This is a genomic window from Janthinobacterium tructae, assembly GCF_006517255.1.
GTDB classification, from domain to species: Bacteria; Pseudomonadota; Gammaproteobacteria; order Burkholderiales; family Burkholderiaceae_D; genus Janthinobacterium; species Janthinobacterium tructae.
Window position 1 is genome coordinate 1,055,621 of the sequence record NZ_CP041185.1, and the last position, 16,419, is coordinate 1,072,039.

Below are 16,419 nucleotides of genomic sequence, written 5' to 3' on the forward strand. Positions count from 1 at the left end.
CATGATGAATTGCAAGACAGTCAATGCATGGCTGGAAATGGCGCAAGACGATGAGGTGCTCGTCGATTCCGACGACATCAATCACGAAGCCCGAACCAATATGTGGCGCTTTTCACCCACGGACGAGGAAACGCCGCAGATTCATGCGGCCGATATCGTTGAATTCATCGGCCAGGTGATCGAGGCGCGGCGCAGCGCGCTCGTTGGAGAGGATATGCTGTTGTATTGCTGGCACGATGCGCAATGCCGCCAGTTGCGCTTCAGTCTGGTGTCGCGCTCGCATGGGCGGTTGCCGTTTCGCTGCGCACTGCGCGAAACGCAGGATTTATCTCTGATCGCCGACCGCGTGGTGAACGGTGACTGGCGCAACGAGCATTATATGCAGGCGCCGTCGGAGCAAGGCGATGAGCAGGAGATCGCGCCGTTCGTCCTGCCCGTGTTTGTCGTGCCTGTTCCATAGGAATCAGCACGCCACAATCAGGCCTGAAAGCGCGCGGGCCGGCAAGCCGCCAGGGCTGATGCTGGCTCATCATCGACGATTTCCCCGCTGGCCAGTTGGCCCACGATGGCCGCCAGCACCACGCCCGGATGCATGGCGCATACGTACACACCGCTTACTTGCGGCAAGTAGCCGATGACGGGCACGCCGTCAATGGGTATGGGGCGCAGGCCGATGCAGGCGAATGCCGGCGCAATGGCGTCGGCGCCTTCAAGTTCTTCCCGGATTGCGCTGGCCGTGCGTTGCGCGATGGCGGCGGGCTGCTTGTCCGGGGCGTCGTCCACATAGTCTTCCGCTGCCAGCATGGTGCCATCCTCGGCTTGTCGCACTTCCATTGCATGGCTGGAAATGATGCCACGCACCAGGCCGGGCGGCGCCTGGTAGCGCAGGAAGATGGCGGGCGAGGCGTGAATCGGCAGGTTGACTCCCAGCTGCGCGGCCAGTGTGGCCGTGCCGGTGCCCGCTGCCAGCACGACCATATCGGCCTCGATGAGGCCCGTGGCCGTTTCCACGCCAGTTACCCGCGCGTCGCGGACGGTAAAGCCCAGCACGGGCGTGTGCGTGCGGACGGTTGCACCCAGCGCCTTGGCCGCTGCCAGCAAGGCGTGCGTGGCGGCAACGGCGTCGAGGGCGCCCTGCTCCGGTTCGTAGACGGCCTGTTGCGGCGGCTGCCGCAGCTGCGGTTCAAGCTGGGCGATGCGCGAGCGGTTTATCAATTTGGATGACGAAGACACGCGCCCATCCTGCGTGCCGTACGACAAGGCGCCATGCCAGCGCAGCGTCAAGCCGGGAACCTGCGTTTCCAGCCGGCGCCAGGCAACGATGGCGCCGCCGCGCAGGGCCGCTATGGGGTCCGGCCCGGCGCAGGACGTGTTAATCCAGGCAAACGAGGTGCCCGTCACGCCGGAAGCGATGCCGCCCGCCTCTACGACGGTGACTTTTGCACCCTTGCTGGCCAGGTGGTACGCGAGCGACGCGCCGACGATGCCGGCGCCGATGACGACGATGCGGTGGGGGGCTGCCCGCAGCTCCAGCGCATACGCATGGCCATCGACAACGTTGCCTGCCACGATGGCAATATCGGGCACGGCCACTCCCTGCACGAAACCGCAGCGCTCCAGCACACGGATCGACGCCGCATTGCCGTCGATGGCGCAGGCGCACAGGCGTTGCAGCCGCCACTCGTCTTGCGCCAGCGCGATCAGATACTGCAGCGCGGCCGTGGCCAGGCCCTTGCCCGCCTGCTGTTCGCCGATGCGGTATCCGACTTCAGCCACGCCTTGCTGCCGGTCAATGTCCTTCAGGTTGGCGCGGCCGATCAATTGTCCGTGTTCGTCCAAGATGACGCAGGGGTGCATGCGTCCCTGTGCGTGCTCGTCCAGGAATTGCGCGACGTGCGCGTGGACGCCGTCAATGCTGTAAAAATCGTCGGGGCGCCCGTCGATATGGCGCTCGAACCAGGCCCGGTTGGCTTGCTCGAAGGCCAGCAATGGCGCGGCGTCGTCGGGACGCAGGGTGCGTATGGTGTGTGTGCTCATGCAGGCTCCTGGAAAGGCATCAGTCTAGTGACACGCCGCCCGGCCCGTCAATATTGATTCGATCAATCAATATAAAGTGACAGCCGCTACAATGGCCGCCATGAACAACGATCTGTCCGCTCCTGAAGCGGCGCGCCTCCTGGGCGTCAGCCTGCCCACCCTGTATTCGTATGTCAGCCGGGGCTTGCTCGCTTCTGTCAGCAACGGGCAATCGCGCCGCAAGCGCTATCCGCGGGAAGACGTGCTGCGCCTGGCGGCACGCAAGAACGACGCCAAACGAGGCGGCCAGACGGCCGTGGCCGCCATGCACTGGGGCTTGCCCGTGCTGGAAACGCGGATTTCGCATATTGCTGACGGACGATTGCTGTATCGCGGCTGCGATGCGACGGCATTGGCCGCGTCCGCGACGCTGGAGGCGGCCGCCAGCCTGCTGTGGGACGATGGCGCGAGTGACTATTTCCGGCAGGATGCACCTGTCCAGCAGCAAGAGCTGGCCAGCGCGCCCGATGCGCCGCCGCTGGCGCGCGCCATGCTGGCCATGGCCATGCTGACGCCAGCGGACATTGCGCACTCGCTGCAGTCCGGCCCCGCCTTGATGCGCCTGCTGGCCGCCGCCCTGCTGCAGACGGCACCGTCCGCCCTGCCGCTGCACTTGCAACTGGCCCAGGCGTGGCAAGCCGACGAGGAGCAAGCGGAATTGCTGCGCGCCGCCCTCGTGCTGCTGGCCGACCATGAATTGAATACGTCGACCTTTGCCGTGCGCTGCGTCGCCTCGACCGGCGCCAGCCTGCCCGCCGCATTGGGCGCGGGCTTGGCAGCCTTGTCCGGCGACAAACACGGCGGCGGCAGTGCGGCGGCGCGGCGCATGTTGATGCAGGCGCTGGCCGCGCCGGACGCCAAGTATGTCAGCACCGCCATCGGCAAATACTACGCGACCGTCGCGCCGGAATTTTTCGGCTTTGGCCATCCGCTGTATCCGCACGGCGATCCGCGCGCCGCGTATCTGCTGGGAATCTTGGCAACGCTGTCGCCCGGGTACCCGCAGCTGGACGCCATCCTGTCCATCTGCGCCACCGCAGGCGAGTTGCTCGATGTCAAGCCGAATGCCGACCTGGCGCTGGCGGCCATGGAACTGGCGTTTGATTGGCCCGAGGGCGCAGCACTGAGCGTGTTTGCGCTGGCCCGTTCGGCCGGCTGGATCGCGCATGCGGCCGAGCAAGCCGCCAGCGCAGCGCTGATCCGTCCGCGTGCCCGCTACATCGGACGCCACCAGCGCGACTGAAAATAGTCGCTTGATTTATTACGCATACGTAGTAGTATACTCCGCATGCGTACCAATACCTCTCCCCAATCCGACCTCCCCGATGCCGCCGCCTGCCCGCTGGGCGAGCGTTCGCCGCGCCTGTTCAATCTGCTTAACCTGGCGCGCCAGAACCTGTTTCGCTCGGCCGATGCCGTCTTCACCAGCGAACTGGGATTTTCCGGCACGCAAGTCGTCGCCCTGTTTGCCCTGAAGGGCGAGGAAGGCTGCCAACTCAAGGATCTGGGGAGATTGTTGCAACTGAAAAACTCGGCCGTGACGGGCCTGGTGGCGCGCATGGAAGAAAACGGCCTGATCGTGCGCGGCCAGTCGGCGCTCGATGCGCGCGCCGGCACCCTGCACATGTCGCCCAGGGGCGGCGAGGTGCTGGCCGCCGCCCTGCCCCTGCTCGACAGCCTGAATGCACAACTGAAAGCCGGTTTCAGCGAGGAAGAACTGGCCGTCGTCGCCCGCTTCCTGCTGCATGCCTCGCGCCTGCGTTTTGCGCAGGACGTCTGACTCATCCCCTCATCACCACCACAGGAGTTACCCCATGCACCCCAACGACATGACCGGCTTGCAACTGATGCAAGCGTTCGCGCAAGGCCTGTTCCCCCGGCCCGGCATTTCCAAGACCATGCCCATGGACGCGCACACGGTGGAGCATGGCCGCGTGATCTTCACGGCCACGGCGAATGAAACGCACACCAATCCCATGGGCGGCGTGCACGGCGGTTTCGCCGCCACCGTGCTCGACACGGTCACGGGCTGCGCCACGCACACGGTCTTGCCTGCCGGCGAAAGCTACGGCACCACAGACCTGAACATCAAGATGTGCCGCCCCCTGCCCTTCAACGTGACGGTCTATGCCGAAGGCAAGGTCATCAATGCGGGACGCAACCTGGTCATTTCCGAAGGCACGATCCGCGATGAGGCCGGTAAAGTGTACGCGCACGCGACAGCCACCTGCATGATCATCCGCCCCCGGGAGCAGGCGGCCGCCTGATACGGTCCGGCACCTCGACCTGATCCGGGGCGGGGACGTTGACGCGCTGTATGCCGCCGCCCTGTGAGATCCTGCATGTGGCGGGGCGTAGCGGCCGGCATCCCCCTGTAGCAGTCGTTCGACTGATACAGCATGTGCCGCTACGCGGCACCTTGTGTCTTGTCCCTGCCGTGTCGCGCTTCTAGACTGGGGCCTTCTCCACGCTGCGACTGCCAACCATGACCGACCTCCTTCCCCTGATGAGCTATTGCTTTGTGATGTCCGCCACGCCGGGGCCGAATAACGTCATGCTGGCCACCACCGGCGCCAATTTCGGCTATCGCGGCGCGCTGCCGGTCATCCTCGGCATCCAGGCCGGTATCTTTGTGCAGACCATGCTCATGTGCGTGGGGCTGGGCAGCGTGTTCGTCGCCTACCCGATGGCGCAGCAGGTACTGCGCATCGCGGGTGCGCTGTACCTGATGTTTTTGGCCTGGAAGCTGGCCGGCGCCTCGGTGGCGGGAAGCAGTGCACCGAAGGCCGTATCGTTTGCGCAGGCGGCGCTGTTTCAGGCGCTGAACCCCAAGAGCTGGCTCAAGGCGATCACCATGGCGTCAGTCTTCATGCCGGCGCACAGCAACATGCTCGCCAGCGCGCTGCTGGTGTCCGTGACCGGCACCGTGGTGGGCATGCCGTGCAACGCCATGTGGGCGCTGTTCGGCATCTCGATCCGCAGCGTACTGAAAGCACCGCGCAACCAGCGCATCTTCAATCTGGTGATGGGCGCCATCCTGCTGGTCCTCGCCATGACGTTTTTACGCTAGACTGCCACCCATGTTCGCCATCGACCGCTCCTCCCCCATCGCCCTGTTCAAGCAGATCGAGGCCGCATTGCGCCTGCAGATCGCGCAACGCGTCCTGCCTGGCGGGACCAAGCTGCCGTCGATCCGCCAGCTCGCCACGCAGCTCGCGGTCAGCACCAACACCGTGGTAGTGGCGTATGACAGGCTGGTGGCCGCCGGCGTCATCGATACGCACGGCACGACAGGCTTCTTCGTCTGCGCGCCAATGGACGCCAGCCGCGCCATTCCCGACGAGGTGGCGCTGGAAGCGGGCCAGGAGCAGGAGCCGGTCTGGCTGAGCCAGCAAGTGAACGACCAGCGGCCGGGCGTGCTGCTGGCCAGCAGCGGCGCCCTGCCGCCCACCTGGCTGCACGATGCGCTGCCGGCGGCGGCCGTGCAACGTGGCCTGGCGCGCAGCGCGGCCGGCATGGCCTCGCGCTGTCCGCCGCAAGGGCTGGCCGAACTGCGCGAGCAGATCGCGCTGCTGATGCGCGGCATCGGCATCGCTGCGGACGCCAGCCACATCCTCACCACGTTCGGCGGCACCCATGCCATCGATCTGATCTGCCGCACCTTCCTGCAGCCCGGCGATACGGTGCTGGTGGAAGACCCCGGATACTTCCTGATGTTCGGCCGGCTGCGCCAGGACGGCGTGCGCCTGGTACCGATCCAGCGCCGCCCCGATGGCCTCGACCTGGACGAGCTGGAAGCGGCCTGCCGCGTGCACCGTCCGCGCCTGCTGTTCATGCAGACGGCCTTGCACAATCCCACCGGGTGGAGCAGCAGCGCCGCCAACCTGCACAAGGTACTGATCATGGCGCAGCAGTATGGCTTCCTGATCGCCGAAGACGACGTGCACGGCCATTTCCAGCCGGGCCACAGCACGCGGCTGGCGTCGCTGTCCGGACTGGACGGCGTGATTTACTACTCCAGCCTGTGCAAGGCGCTGAGCCCGGCCCTGCGCATGGGCTACCTGGCCGCGGCGCCCGCCCTGCTCAAGCCGCTGATGCGCACCAAAATCCATTCCATCATGACCTTGCCTGCGCTGAACGAATACGTGCTGCTGGAAGTGCTCAAGGCCGGCAACCTGCGCAAGCACATGGAGCGGTTGCAACGCAAGATCATGGTGGCGCGCAACGCCAGCACCCGGCAACTGAGCGCGGCCGGCGTGCTGTTCGAGCAGCCCGGCGACGCAGGCATTTTCCTGTGGGGCAGCATGCCCGAAGGGCTGGACGTAGACTTGCTGGTGCAGGACGCCTACCGCAACAAGATCCTGCTGATGCGCGGCGCCGCGTTCTCGGCCAATGACACGCCCGACCAGCACATCCGCTTCAACGTCGCCTTCAGCCAGCATCCGCGCGTGAGCGCCTACCTGGAAGAACGCCTGCGCGCGGTGGCCGGCGCGCGCTCAAGCCTGGCCCGCGCCAGCGCCGCCGCCAGCATCGCGCGCAAGGATGCTTGACAGGATTTGTTGTCCCCGGATTCCTGGCAGGCGTCGCCTTCGATAGGCTGCCTCATGCGGCTGAGGTCGGTGCAAGGACCGGCGTTTGTCGTATTCTCTCTGCTCATGGCAGTATTGACCTGCCTGCTCTACAAGCAGCAACACCCATGATTTTCTAGCTCAATGCTTTTTTGAGGGCCGCCTCAAGCTGGGGTATGGTGCCGAGGATGGCTCTTTACCGCAATGGCTATCGGATACCTGCCGTGGAACACTTTGGCGACCGGCCCCAGGAGCGCATTCACTTCATTAATCCCCTAGCTTAAAGCGCCTTGCAAAGCCACTGGCCTGCCTGCTTCTTGCCAAAGGAGTAACAACGCCATACACTGAAGCATTCAGGACGTCCGCTATCGGCCGAGGAGCGACCGTTCGCCCTACGACTGCAACCGGCCAGAAGCCGCCGTTCACTAATGTAAGTACTGAAGTATCGCTTCTTTGAATTTTTGGAGCAACGATTGTGGATAAGATAATTGTTTTGCAAATTTCCGATAATGATGGCGTGGACTTGAATGGTGCAAAACTACGGTCAGCAAGTGATGTTGCGGAAGCTCTTGAAAAAATGTGTCCCGAAAACTCTGGTGTGACCGTTTCTATCGAGGCCAGCGAATCCATATATTACGAGTCTATCGGCAAGGCTATTTACGGAAGCCAGCGGGCTGGATTTTCAGGTGAACGATTACGCATACTTGTCGATGGCAAGCCTTTGGAAATCTGACCTCAATCGTCGTTGCGCCAGTGCCTGCTGCTAGTGGCCAGAAGCAGACCTATTCACGCTTTCGCATATACTGCGCTGAACGAAGTGCCCCGGGAGAAGATGATGACTGAGCATAATGCACGACGACTTGCCTTCGCTGGAGCGTCGTTGATCGCAAGTTTGATTTTGTTATGTGTGATGTTGAACTTCACTTTTCCGGAAGAAAGCATCTATAGAAATAGCTTTTGGATCTGCTTAGGCCTACTTTTTCTCTACGTGCGCGCCGTGCCGAAAAAAATTTGGGTTCCCGATTGATTCGTTCGACTCAACCGCTCATGCTCCCGGCGAAGACAGCATACGGCCAAGAGCGGACGGCCCTTGGCACGAAATGCATCTGTACTGATGTAAAGATTTACGAGGAACGTGGTGCTGACTGGCAGCCGAGTGATGAAGAAGTGCAGCACTTGCTTTTGCTCGACGAATGTGAAGAATAACGGCCGAATTCGGCCTATTGTGTTGAAAGAGTCGAGCGGCAACAATTCGCGGAGGTCTCAGGTCTCCAATCAATCGGTGATCGTTCAATAGCGGCGGTTCTGGCCAGTCTAGGCTGGCAGGACTTCTATCTAAACGTTAACGTACCCGCGTTTTTCAACACGACAGGCCCAAAGCGGACGGACAGCCCCTTGGAGAATACTTTGGCGATACGTCAGCGAATGAATCACGTTGCGGCGGGCTTGCTTGACTCGTTCTACAGCCGATGCAATGACCTTGATGGTTTCTGGGCTTTGGGCATGCTCTATGCGGAAGTGCAGACAGCGCCTTACTGCGTCGAACTCGATCTGTTGAAGCAAACTGCCACGCCCGGTGGGCAAAACGCCGTTCGAATTGCAGTGCGTTATGCTGACTTCCTACGGTGTGCATTGTTAAAAAAAAATCTGCAAGTGGAGGATCTGACTGAAGCCTCGGTAACGGTGCAGTTTAAAGCCAACGTTCCATCAACGCACTTCCAGCCCCATTGGATCGGGGACGCATTCACTTGCACTGTGAGACTACGAAGATTGGATGACCAGGTGACGTTTATGGCACACGGCAAATGCATGCCGAATGACACTCGCGTGTTTACTCAGGGCGGTTCACATAGCACACGCAGGCCCGCGCTCCGTTAGACAAGTGGAGGGCGCAGGATAAATATCAATCTCCGCTTTGGGACTAAAGCCATGGTGCGAGCGTCAGACTGGCCGTCCTGTTCGCCGCCAGACCGATGCCAGCAAGGCGCTGTCGGGCGCCATCAGCCCGCCGGCTTCCTCTTCGCCTTCAATAAACTGCCGGCCGCATTTTCCTCGAAGCGGCCCGCCTCTTCTATATAGCCATGCACGGTGCCGTCGTGGCGCCAGCCGCCCTGGCGCTTGATGGCCTGAAAATCGGCGCCCGCGCGGTGCGCGCTGGTGGCCATGCCGCGGCGCAGGCTGTGGCTCGACAATTCCGGCACGTAATCAAGCGCCGCCAGCCTGGCGCAGCTTGCCAGGATGGTGTTGATGCTGCTGGCGTGCAATCCCTTCGCTCCCACATGGCCCCACTGGTTGACGGTACGCAAGAGCGGCCCCGTGCGGATATGCGCCACGGTGAGCCATGCGCGCACGGCTGTTGCCGGACAGCAGACGCCGTCGCCGAACGGGATCGCCTTGACAATGCCCTCCCCCAGTTGATCCGTTTTCGAGCGCGGCAAGGTGATCACCATGCCCTGCGGCTCCCAGCTCACGTCTTCCAGTGTCAATCCCGCCAGTTCGCTGCGGCGGAAACCGCCAAAAAAGCCCAGTTGCAGCAAGGCGCTGTCGCGCAGGGCCTTGACGTTGCCCAGCTCGGCCAGTTTGGCGACGATCACTTTCAGGTCTTCCAGAGGCAGGGCCTTGGCCTTTTTTTTCGGCTTGCCGTGCAGGCGGGCGATGCCGGCCAGGGTCTTGCGCACGGTGGGCGTGGAGGCGGGGTCGGCGAAGCCCTGATACACATGCCATTGCGACAGGGCCGTCAGGCGCAGGGCCAGGGTGCGCGCGTTCAGGCTGTCCGCGTAGGCCATCAGGTAACGGATGATGGTCGACTCATCGGCAGGCAGCGCCCCGCCCCACGCCCGGAAGTGGCGGATGGCGGAACGGTAGGTGCGGCGCGTGTTGTCGGAGGTGGCGGCGGCGAGAAACGCCTGGTGGCGCGCGGCCAGCTCGGCATCGATCAGGGCGCCGTGTAACGGTGCAACGGCGATGGCGGTGCTTTTTGGCACTTTTGGCACGCCAACACGGCGTTTCGGGAGGGGCAAATCGGGCATGGCGGTGGCGAAATCGTGGTTTTGTACTGGGAGACACGCAGAATACCATGCCAAACACCCCCATAACACGCGATAAGCGATCTTATCGCAGTTTATATTTTTCAAAAACCATCAAAATTTATATCGTAATATTATGTGATATTACGTATCATGTAATACGTTACTAAATTTCGTTCATAGGTGGTTTCATGGCCCGCACCGGCATTCTGTACTCTGATGTTATGAAAGCAGCCCAAATCGTCGCTGCCGATGGGCGCAATCCCACGGTCGACAGCGTGCGTGAGGCGCTGGGCAGCACGGGCAGCAAGAGCACCATCGCTCCCCTGTTAAAACGCTGGAAGGAAGAATTTCAGGGTGCGGGTGCCATGAAAACGGAGTCCGGCTTGCCGGCCGAGCTGATGGAAGCGATGCGCGGCGTGTATGACAAGCAGCAGCGTGATGTGGCGCAGCAGCTGGAAACGGGCATGCAGCAGAATCGCGCCGAACTCGATGCGGCGCTGGAAAAACTGAAGAAGACGGAAAGCGAACGGCTGAAGCTGACGGAGGCGCGCGCCGCCCTCACCCAGGAATTGCGCGCCACGCAGCACGCGCTGGCACAACTGAAGGAAGAACATCATTTTCGCGCCGTCACGCTGGCCACCTTGCACAGCGACAACGCGGGCCTGACGCAGCGCCTGGCCGACCGGGGCGAGGAAATCGCCGCCCTGAATCGTCAGCTGGCGCAGGTGCGCTCGCAGTTCGACCATTACCAGGAGGCGGCCGCTACCCAGCGCAGCGAGGAACGCGCGCAGGCGCAGCAACGGATCAGCCGGCTGGAACAGGACAACGCCCAGTTGCAGCAGCGCCTGCAAGGCCAGCAAGCGACTTTGGTACAGCAAGACATGCGCCTGGCGCAGCTGCAGGCGGAGCAGACACGCTTATCCAGCGAAGCGTCCGCCGACCGCGCAGCGCTGGCCACCGTGCGCCCCGAGCGCGACCAGTTCGAATTTCAGTATCTGCAGGCGGCCGCGTCCGCCGATGCCTTGCTGGCCAAGCTCGATACGGCCCTGCTGGCGCTGAACGACGCGAAGGTGGCGCTGGCCGCGCAAGACCGCCAGCTCGACATGCTGGCGGAACATGGGCAAATAGCGCAGCAGAAAATGGACGCATTGGCGCAGGAGCGCGATGGCTTGTTGCGCGACCATGCCGGCATGGCGGCCAGGCTGGCCCTGCTCATGGATAGCCAGGAGAAACGCGATGTTTGAAACCGTCTACACCTGGTCTGGGATCTATATGATGGCCCCAGGACGGGGATCGCCGGTGGGGACGAGATGCGCAGCATTTCACCCTGACGCCAATCGGCGCGCCGCTGCAGGCGCTGGCAGTTGATCAGCGGCAAATCTTCCGGTGCTGGGAGCTGCAATAGCAGTGTCAAACAGGTTTGCGGCGCGCCAGCACCAGGCCGAGCGCCGTATCGGGAAATTTGCGCCATCGCCTGGGTGGCGTGGCGCGCACGCGGTTCTCGACAGCGGCCAACTGCTCGGCGCCACCCGCTGTCAGGGTGGCCGCCAATAGTTGCTCTTGCGTATGTCGCTCCTTGCGATTCGCCCGTGCCTTGGCGCCGCGGATCGCCGTGCGCGAGGATTTACTGTTTTCGCCATACGTGTTGCGGCGGTCTTGGGCGTAACTGAGGTGTTTCTTTTCTTGCGGTGTTTTCATGGGCTACAGGCGGCGATTCAGCACGCTGTCGATGTCGTGGGTGCTCAGTTCAAGGTTGACCACGCCGTCTTGCAGCCAGTAGCCGTCGCCTCCCCGTTGCAGTGCATCCATGTCGAGCGTGCCCAGTGCTGGCGCGATGGCGCCGGCGAGCAAGGCCGCCACATCGTCCCATGCCGCATACAACAGCTTCAGATACCAGCCGTCGTCGTGGGCAAAGGCAAGAAAGCGGCTCCCCAAGGCGGGCAGCGGCGTCAGCGCACCACGGTGGCCGAGCAGCGCGGCCACCTCCGCATCGCCGGGGGCCGGCGGCGCGCCCCGGTAATCGGCCCAGGCATGGCTGCCGCAGGCGTACAGGTCTTCCTGGGCCAGGGCCGCCAGTTGCTGCCGCGCCACCGTCTGGCAGGCGGTAGGTTTCCTGGCCGTGCCGGCGCTGCCCTTGCGCAGCACGATGCCGTCCGCGCCCTGGAGCGCGGGGATCACATCCTTCAATTCGAGGCCGGAAGCGACAATCATGCGCGCCACCGGGTCATGCCAGATATACAAATAGTGTCTCAAGTGTTCGTCCGCTTTGGTTTGGGTGCCGTATTCCATGCCACGGCGGCGCGTATCAGCGCCTTGAACGCCGCGGCATCGAGGTGCTCGCCTTCGTGCAGGTCGATGGCCCGGCGCGTGCTGCCCTCCAGGCTGGCGTTGAACAGGCCGGCAGGGTCGGGCAAGGCGGCGCCCTTGGCGAACGTGAGCTTCACGGCCAGTTGATAGGTTTCGCCTGTGCAAATCATGCCCGCATGCGACCAGACGGGCACGCCGCGCCATTTGACTTCCTCGACCACGTCCGGGTCCGCCTGGCGGATCAGCGCGCGCACGGCGGCCAGGGTTGTGCCGCGCCAGTCGGCCAGCGAGGCGATTTTAGCGTCGATCTGGCAGGTAGCGGACGCGGCGCTCACCGCGCCGTCCTCGGACTGCGTGTCTGGCTCTGTTTTTTTCATGGCTGCGTTCTCCTTTCCTGGCCTGTCTGTGCCCGTGTGCGCCTGCGCGATGCCGGGGGTGCCCAATGCTAGCACTTCTGCGTCCAGGCGCGTGTTGCGCCGCGTTTGATGTATCGCCAGCTTCTTAACATGAAATTCACCTTGCCCGCGTAGCATTCAAATTGGCAAGGCTCTCATTGTGCAGCGCCTGCCATTTTCCGGCAGAACCATGAATGACATCGCTTTAAGCTTGCGCCACGGCGCCGCCGTGCCGCCCGCAGTGCCCCAGCCGCCCGCCAGCGGCCACCGCCTGAAAGCGGCGCTTGGCGCCCTCTTCTTTCCCCGCCAGCGCACGCGCTGGCAAGCCTTCCTGGATAGCATGCCCGGCTTGCATTCGCTGGCGCAGCTGCATCCTTGCCTGCGCTTCAAGATTTACCGGCCCTACGCCTCGCGCCAGCTCGGTTGCACGGATCGCCTGGCCTTGCTGGAAGGGCATTACCGCTTCCTGTGGCAGGCCGGGGCGCGTGCCCTGGTCGAGCGCGCCGCGCGCCAGCCCGTCGTGCTGGCCGCGTTCGAAGGCAAGGATGGGGCGCTGTACCGTTTGCAGCTGACGGCCATCCACGACAGCTACCGCGAAGGCGAACTGTGCCTGCGCCTGACGCGCGATGGCCAGCCCCTGTACCTGGCCAGTTTTTTGTTCCTGCCGCGCGCCGATGGCGTCTCCCTGCAACTGGGCGCGCTGCAAGGCTTGCGTTCGGACGCGGGAGCGCAAGCCGTGAAAGCTGCCACGCGGGCGCTATACGGTTGCCGTCCGAAAAACCTGATGGTGACGGCCTTGCGCGACTTCGGGGATTTTTTTGCCTGCAATAACCTGTTTTTGATCAGCAATGACAACCGCATCGCCCTGAATGCGCGGCGCCGGCGCCATATCGCCGCCGACTACGATCTGGCGTGGCAGGAATTGCACGCCCTGCGCATGCGCGACGGTAATTATCACTTGCCTTGCCTGCCCTACCGGGTGCCGGACCTGGCCGAGGTGCCGTCCAAGAAACGCGCCGATGCGCGCCGGCGTGGCGAATTGCTGCTCAGCATGACCGCCGACATGCGCGCGCAGCTGGCGGCCATGCTCACCGCGCCATCTTGCCAAAACGGCCATCTTGTCAATGAAACTGTTATGCTGTATTCACATCAATCACTTACCTGACGGAATCGCCGATGCTCCCGCGCTTACCCACCTTGCTGCTATCCATGCTGTCCCTGTCCAGCGCCGCCGCCCTGGCCGCCCCCGTCCTCGATGCCGCCGTGCGTGAACGGGCAGAAACATTGGTGCGTGACGGCAAGCATGCGAGCCTGGTCATCGCCGTGATCGACGGCAAGGACAGCGCCGTGTACGGCTTCGGCCGCGCGCGGCCCGGCGACAAGGGCGTGCCCGATGCGGATACCGTGTATGAAATCGGCTCCGTGACGAAAACCATGACGGGCTTGCTGCTGGCCGACGCCATCGTGGCAGGCAAGGCGCAGCTGGAACAGCCGGTGGCCGAACTGCTGCCCGCCTACGCCATCCCCGCACTGGCGAGCCAGCAAATTACGGTAGGCCAGCTGGCCACGCATTTTTCCGGCTTGCCCCGCCTGCCCGCCAACCTGGCGCCGGCGGACATGCGCAATCCCTACGCCGACTATGCCGAACCCCAGCTGCGCGCCTTTTTGGCCGGCCATGCCTTGGCGCGCGCGCCCGGCGCCGCGTATGAATACTCGAACCTGGCGTATGGCTTGCTGGGCACGGCCTTGTCCACGCAAGCCAATGTGTCTTACGAAGAACTGCTGCAAGCGCGCATTTTCCGTCCGATGGGCATGGCCAGCAGCTCGGCAGTGACGACGCCCGCCCTGCTCGCGCGCCTGGCGCCCGGCCACCTGGCCGACGGCAAGCCGGCCGCGAACTGGGACTTCCAGGCCATCGCAGGGGCCGGCGCCGTGCGTTCCAGCGCGCGCGACATGATTGCCTACATGCAATCGTATATGCGCGGCACCAGTCCCGCGCAGCAACTGGCCGTCCAGCCGCGCCAGGTGCTGGCCGGCACTGGGGTTGGCGACGGCGTGAAAAAGATCGGCCTGGCGTGGATGCTCGACCAGGTCAAGGGCCAGCCTTTCGCCTGGCATAACGGGCAGACGGGCGGCTATGCCAGCTTTGCCGGCTACACGCTGGACGGTAAACGGGGCGTGGTAGTGCTGAGCAGCACGGCACGCGACGTCGATGGACTGGGCGTGGGCGTGCTGCTGCCCGGCAGCCTGCCGCCGCCGAATGCCCCGGCGCCGAAGGAAATCGCCATCGCCCCGGCCGAACTGGTCCAATATGCGGGCCAGTATGCGCTGGCGCCCACGTTTGTCCTCAGCGTGCGCCAGGGGCCGGACGGCTTGCTGGTGGGCGCCACGGGCCAGGGCGAAGCGCCCGTGTACGCCAGCGCGAAAGACACCTTCTTTTACAAGGTGGTCGAAGCGCAACTGGTATTCCAGCGCGACGCCCAAGGCGCCATCACGGGCGTCGTCCTGCACCAGAACGGCCAGGCGCTGCCGGGCAAGCGCAAGCCTTAGCAAAGCGGCAAAAGTGGCATAAAACTCAGGCGCCCTTCATATCGGCGCCGTATCCTTCCCAGGGCATGCCAGCCATCTTATCCAGGCGCCGGCGTGCATTCGGCCCACCCTGGACAAGGTTCCCATGACACCCACTTTCGCCCTCCTCCCCCTTTGCCTGCTCGGCACCGCTGCACTGGCCGCTCCTGCCCTGGCCGCGCCCATCCTCGACGACGCCGTGCGCCAGCGCGCGGAAGAACTCACGCGCACCGGCATGCACGCCAGCATCGTCATTGCCGTACTCGATGGCAAGCACAGCGCCGTTTACGGCTTTGGCGGCGTGCAGCCAGGCAAGAACATGAAACCGGGCGCCGATACCGTCTATCAGATCGGGTCCGTCACCAAGACCATGACGGCCTTGCTGCTGGCCGACGCCGTCGCCGAGAACAAGGTCAAACTCGACGAACCGGTGGCGACATTATTGCCGGGCTATACGCTGCCCGCCTTCGACGGCAAGAAGATCAGCCTGCTCGACCTGGCCACGCACTATTCTTCGCTGCCGCGCCTGCCGGACAACTTCAGGCCGAAAGACCCGGCCAATCCGTATGCCGATTACACGCAAGCCAAACAGCGGCAGTTTCTCGCCGCCTACCACCTGCCGCGCGCGCCGGGCACGGCATTTGACTATTCGAACATCGGCTATGCCGTGCTGGGCACGGCCCTGGCGGCGCAGGCCGGCAGCAGTTATGAAGCGCTGCTGCAAAAGCGCATCGCCGTGCCGCTGGGCATGCGCTCGACCTCGAACACGCCCAGCCACGGCATGCTGGCGCGCCTGGCGCCCGGCCATTTGCTGTCGGGCGAGCCCACACCGGCCTGGGAGCTGAACGTGGTGGCGCCAGCCGGTGGCGTGTATTCGAGCGCGCGCGACATGGTCGCCTACCTGCAGGCGTACATGTTCAAGCCGCTGCGCCCGTACGCGCTGGCGATCCAGCCGCAGCGTCCGCTGGCGCCGGATAGCGCAACGAAAGTCGGCCTGGCCTGGCTGCTGGAGCAGCAACAGGGGCAAAGCTACGCCTGGCACAGCGGCCAGACGGGCGGCTACACCAGCTATGCGGCGTTTACCACGGACGGCAAGCGGGGCGTGGTGGTGCTGACGAACACGGCGCGCACCGTCGATGCGCTGGGCTTGTCCGCCTTGCTGCCTGGCACGCCCTTGCCGCCGCTGAAAAAGCCGCAAGCCGCCATCGCGCTGCCGCACGCCGCGCTGGCCGAGTACGTAGGCGAGTATCCGCTGGGCGAGGAATTCACGTTGACGGTGACCTTGGGCAAGAACGGCCTGGAAGCGGCCGGAACCGGTGTCGGTTCGGCGCCCCTGTTTGCCAGCGCGAAAGACCAGTTTTTCTTCCGCGCCATCGACGCGGAACTGGCGTTTACGCGCGCTGCGGCAGGCAAGATCATCAGCGCCGTACTCACGCAAGGCGGGCAGGACGTGGTCTTGCCGCGCAAGCCGTAGCG

At 63.8% G+C, this 16,419-nt stretch carries 16 protein-coding genes; 11 read left to right on the forward strand and 5 right to left on the reverse strand.

Going from position 1 to position 16,419, the window contains the following annotated elements; genetic code table 11:
• Position 1: 1 nt before the first annotated feature.
• Positions 2-460, forward strand: coding sequence for a hypothetical protein (locus FJQ89_RS04645; RefSeq protein WP_243136419.1), 459 nt, complete (start codon positions 2-4; stop codon positions 458-460).
• Between the two features lie 17 nt (positions 461-477).
• Here the strand turns inward: FJQ89_RS04645 and FJQ89_RS04650 are convergent, their stop codons facing one another.
• Positions 478-2,037 carry an FAD-dependent oxidoreductase gene (locus FJQ89_RS04650; RefSeq protein ID WP_141169245.1) on the reverse strand — a complete coding sequence of 520 codons (1,560 nt, stop codon included), beginning with the start codon at positions 2,035-2,037 and terminating at the stop codon, positions 478-480.
• Between the two features lie 100 nt (positions 2,038-2,137).
• Here FJQ89_RS04650 and FJQ89_RS04655 point away from each other — a divergent pair, with 100 nt between their 5' ends.
• The 6 genes from FJQ89_RS04655 to FJQ89_RS04680 all read left to right on the forward strand — a co-directional run bounded on the left by FJQ89_RS04655 (position 2,138) and on the right by FJQ89_RS04680 (position 7,377).
• Positions 2,138-3,319 (forward strand): citrate synthase, encoded by a 1,182-nt coding sequence (locus FJQ89_RS04655; RefSeq protein WP_141169246.1) that lies wholly within the window; start codon positions 2,138-2,140, stop codon positions 3,317-3,319.
• 45 nt (positions 3,320-3,364) lie between these two features.
• The gene (locus FJQ89_RS04660) at positions 3,365-3,856 is read left to right on the forward strand and encodes a MarR family winged helix-turn-helix transcriptional regulator (RefSeq protein ID WP_141169247.1); all 492 of its coding nucleotides are present in this window, start codon (positions 3,365-3,367) and stop codon (positions 3,854-3,856) included.
• Positions 3,857-3,890: 34 nt separating this feature from the next.
• Positions 3,891-4,343, forward strand: a complete 453-nt coding sequence (locus FJQ89_RS04665; protein WP_034748275.1) for a PaaI family thioesterase — start codon at positions 3,891-3,893, stop codon at positions 4,341-4,343.
• A gap of 218 nt (positions 4,344-4,561) precedes the next feature.
• On the forward strand, positions 4,562-5,146 hold the full coding sequence (locus tag FJQ89_RS04670) for a LysE family translocator (protein ID WP_141169248.1): 585 nt from the start codon (positions 4,562-4,564) through the stop codon (positions 5,144-5,146).
• A gap of 10 nt (positions 5,147-5,156) precedes the next feature.
• Positions 5,157-6,626 carry an aminotransferase-like domain-containing protein gene (locus FJQ89_RS04675; protein WP_141169249.1) on the forward strand — a complete coding sequence of 490 codons (1,470 nt, stop codon included), beginning with the start codon at positions 5,157-5,159 and terminating at the stop codon, positions 6,624-6,626.
• A 493-nt stretch (positions 6,627-7,119) separates the two neighbouring features.
• Positions 7,120-7,377 (forward strand): hypothetical protein, encoded by a 258-nt coding sequence (locus FJQ89_RS04680; protein WP_141169250.1) that lies wholly within the window; start codon positions 7,120-7,122, stop codon positions 7,375-7,377.
• A gap of 1,267 nt (positions 7,378-8,644) precedes the next feature.
• Here FJQ89_RS04680 and FJQ89_RS04685 read toward each other — a convergent pair.
• Positions 8,645-9,628 carry a tyrosine-type recombinase/integrase gene (locus FJQ89_RS04685; RefSeq protein WP_243136420.1) on the reverse strand — a complete coding sequence of 328 codons (984 nt, stop codon included), beginning with the start codon at positions 9,626-9,628 and terminating at the stop codon, positions 8,645-8,647.
• 266 nt (positions 9,629-9,894) lie between these two features.
• On the opposite strand from FJQ89_RS04685, the gene FJQ89_RS04690 reads away from it, so the two are divergent.
• Positions 9,895-10,917, forward strand: coding sequence for a DNA-binding protein (locus FJQ89_RS04690; protein WP_243136421.1), 1,023 nt, complete (start codon positions 9,895-9,897; stop codon positions 10,915-10,917).
• A 166-nt stretch (positions 10,918-11,083) separates the two neighbouring features.
• On the opposite strand, the gene FJQ89_RS04695 is transcribed toward FJQ89_RS04690, so the two are convergent.
• From FJQ89_RS04695 to FJQ89_RS04705, 3 genes are read right to left on the reverse strand one after another with little or no spacing between them, the layout of a single operon-like run.
• Positions 11,084-11,371 (reverse strand): hypothetical protein, encoded by a 288-nt coding sequence (locus tag FJQ89_RS04695; RefSeq protein ID WP_141169253.1) that lies wholly within the window; start codon positions 11,369-11,371, stop codon positions 11,084-11,086.
• Between the two features lie 3 nt (positions 11,372-11,374).
• Positions 11,375-11,926 (reverse strand): hypothetical protein, encoded by a 552-nt coding sequence (locus FJQ89_RS04700; protein ID WP_141169254.1) that lies wholly within the window; start codon positions 11,924-11,926, stop codon positions 11,375-11,377.
• On the reverse strand, positions 11,923-12,357 hold the full coding sequence (locus FJQ89_RS04705; protein ID WP_141169255.1) for a DUF1801 domain-containing protein: 435 nt from the start codon (positions 12,355-12,357) through the stop codon (positions 11,923-11,925). The genes FJQ89_RS04700 and FJQ89_RS04705 overlap by 4 nt, the downstream gene beginning before the upstream one ends.
• A gap of 208 nt (positions 12,358-12,565) precedes the next feature.
• Here FJQ89_RS04705 and FJQ89_RS04710 point away from each other — a divergent pair, with 208 nt between their 5' ends.
• The 3 genes from FJQ89_RS04710 (at position 12,566) to FJQ89_RS04720 (ending at position 16,417) form a co-directional block, all read left to right on the forward strand.
• A complete protein-coding gene (locus FJQ89_RS04710) occupies positions 12,566-13,540 on the forward strand; it encodes a VirK/YbjX family protein (protein WP_141169256.1) in 975 nt (324 codons plus the stop codon).
• An 11-nt stretch (positions 13,541-13,551) separates the two neighbouring features.
• A complete protein-coding gene (locus FJQ89_RS04715; RefSeq protein WP_141169257.1) occupies positions 13,552-14,925 on the forward strand; it encodes a serine hydrolase in 1,374 nt (457 codons plus the stop codon).
• 124 nt (positions 14,926-15,049) lie between these two features.
• Positions 15,050-16,417 (forward strand): serine hydrolase, encoded by a 1,368-nt coding sequence (locus FJQ89_RS04720; RefSeq protein WP_141169258.1) that lies wholly within the window; start codon positions 15,050-15,052, stop codon positions 16,415-16,417.
• The last annotated feature ends 2 nt before the right edge of the window (positions 16,418-16,419 follow it).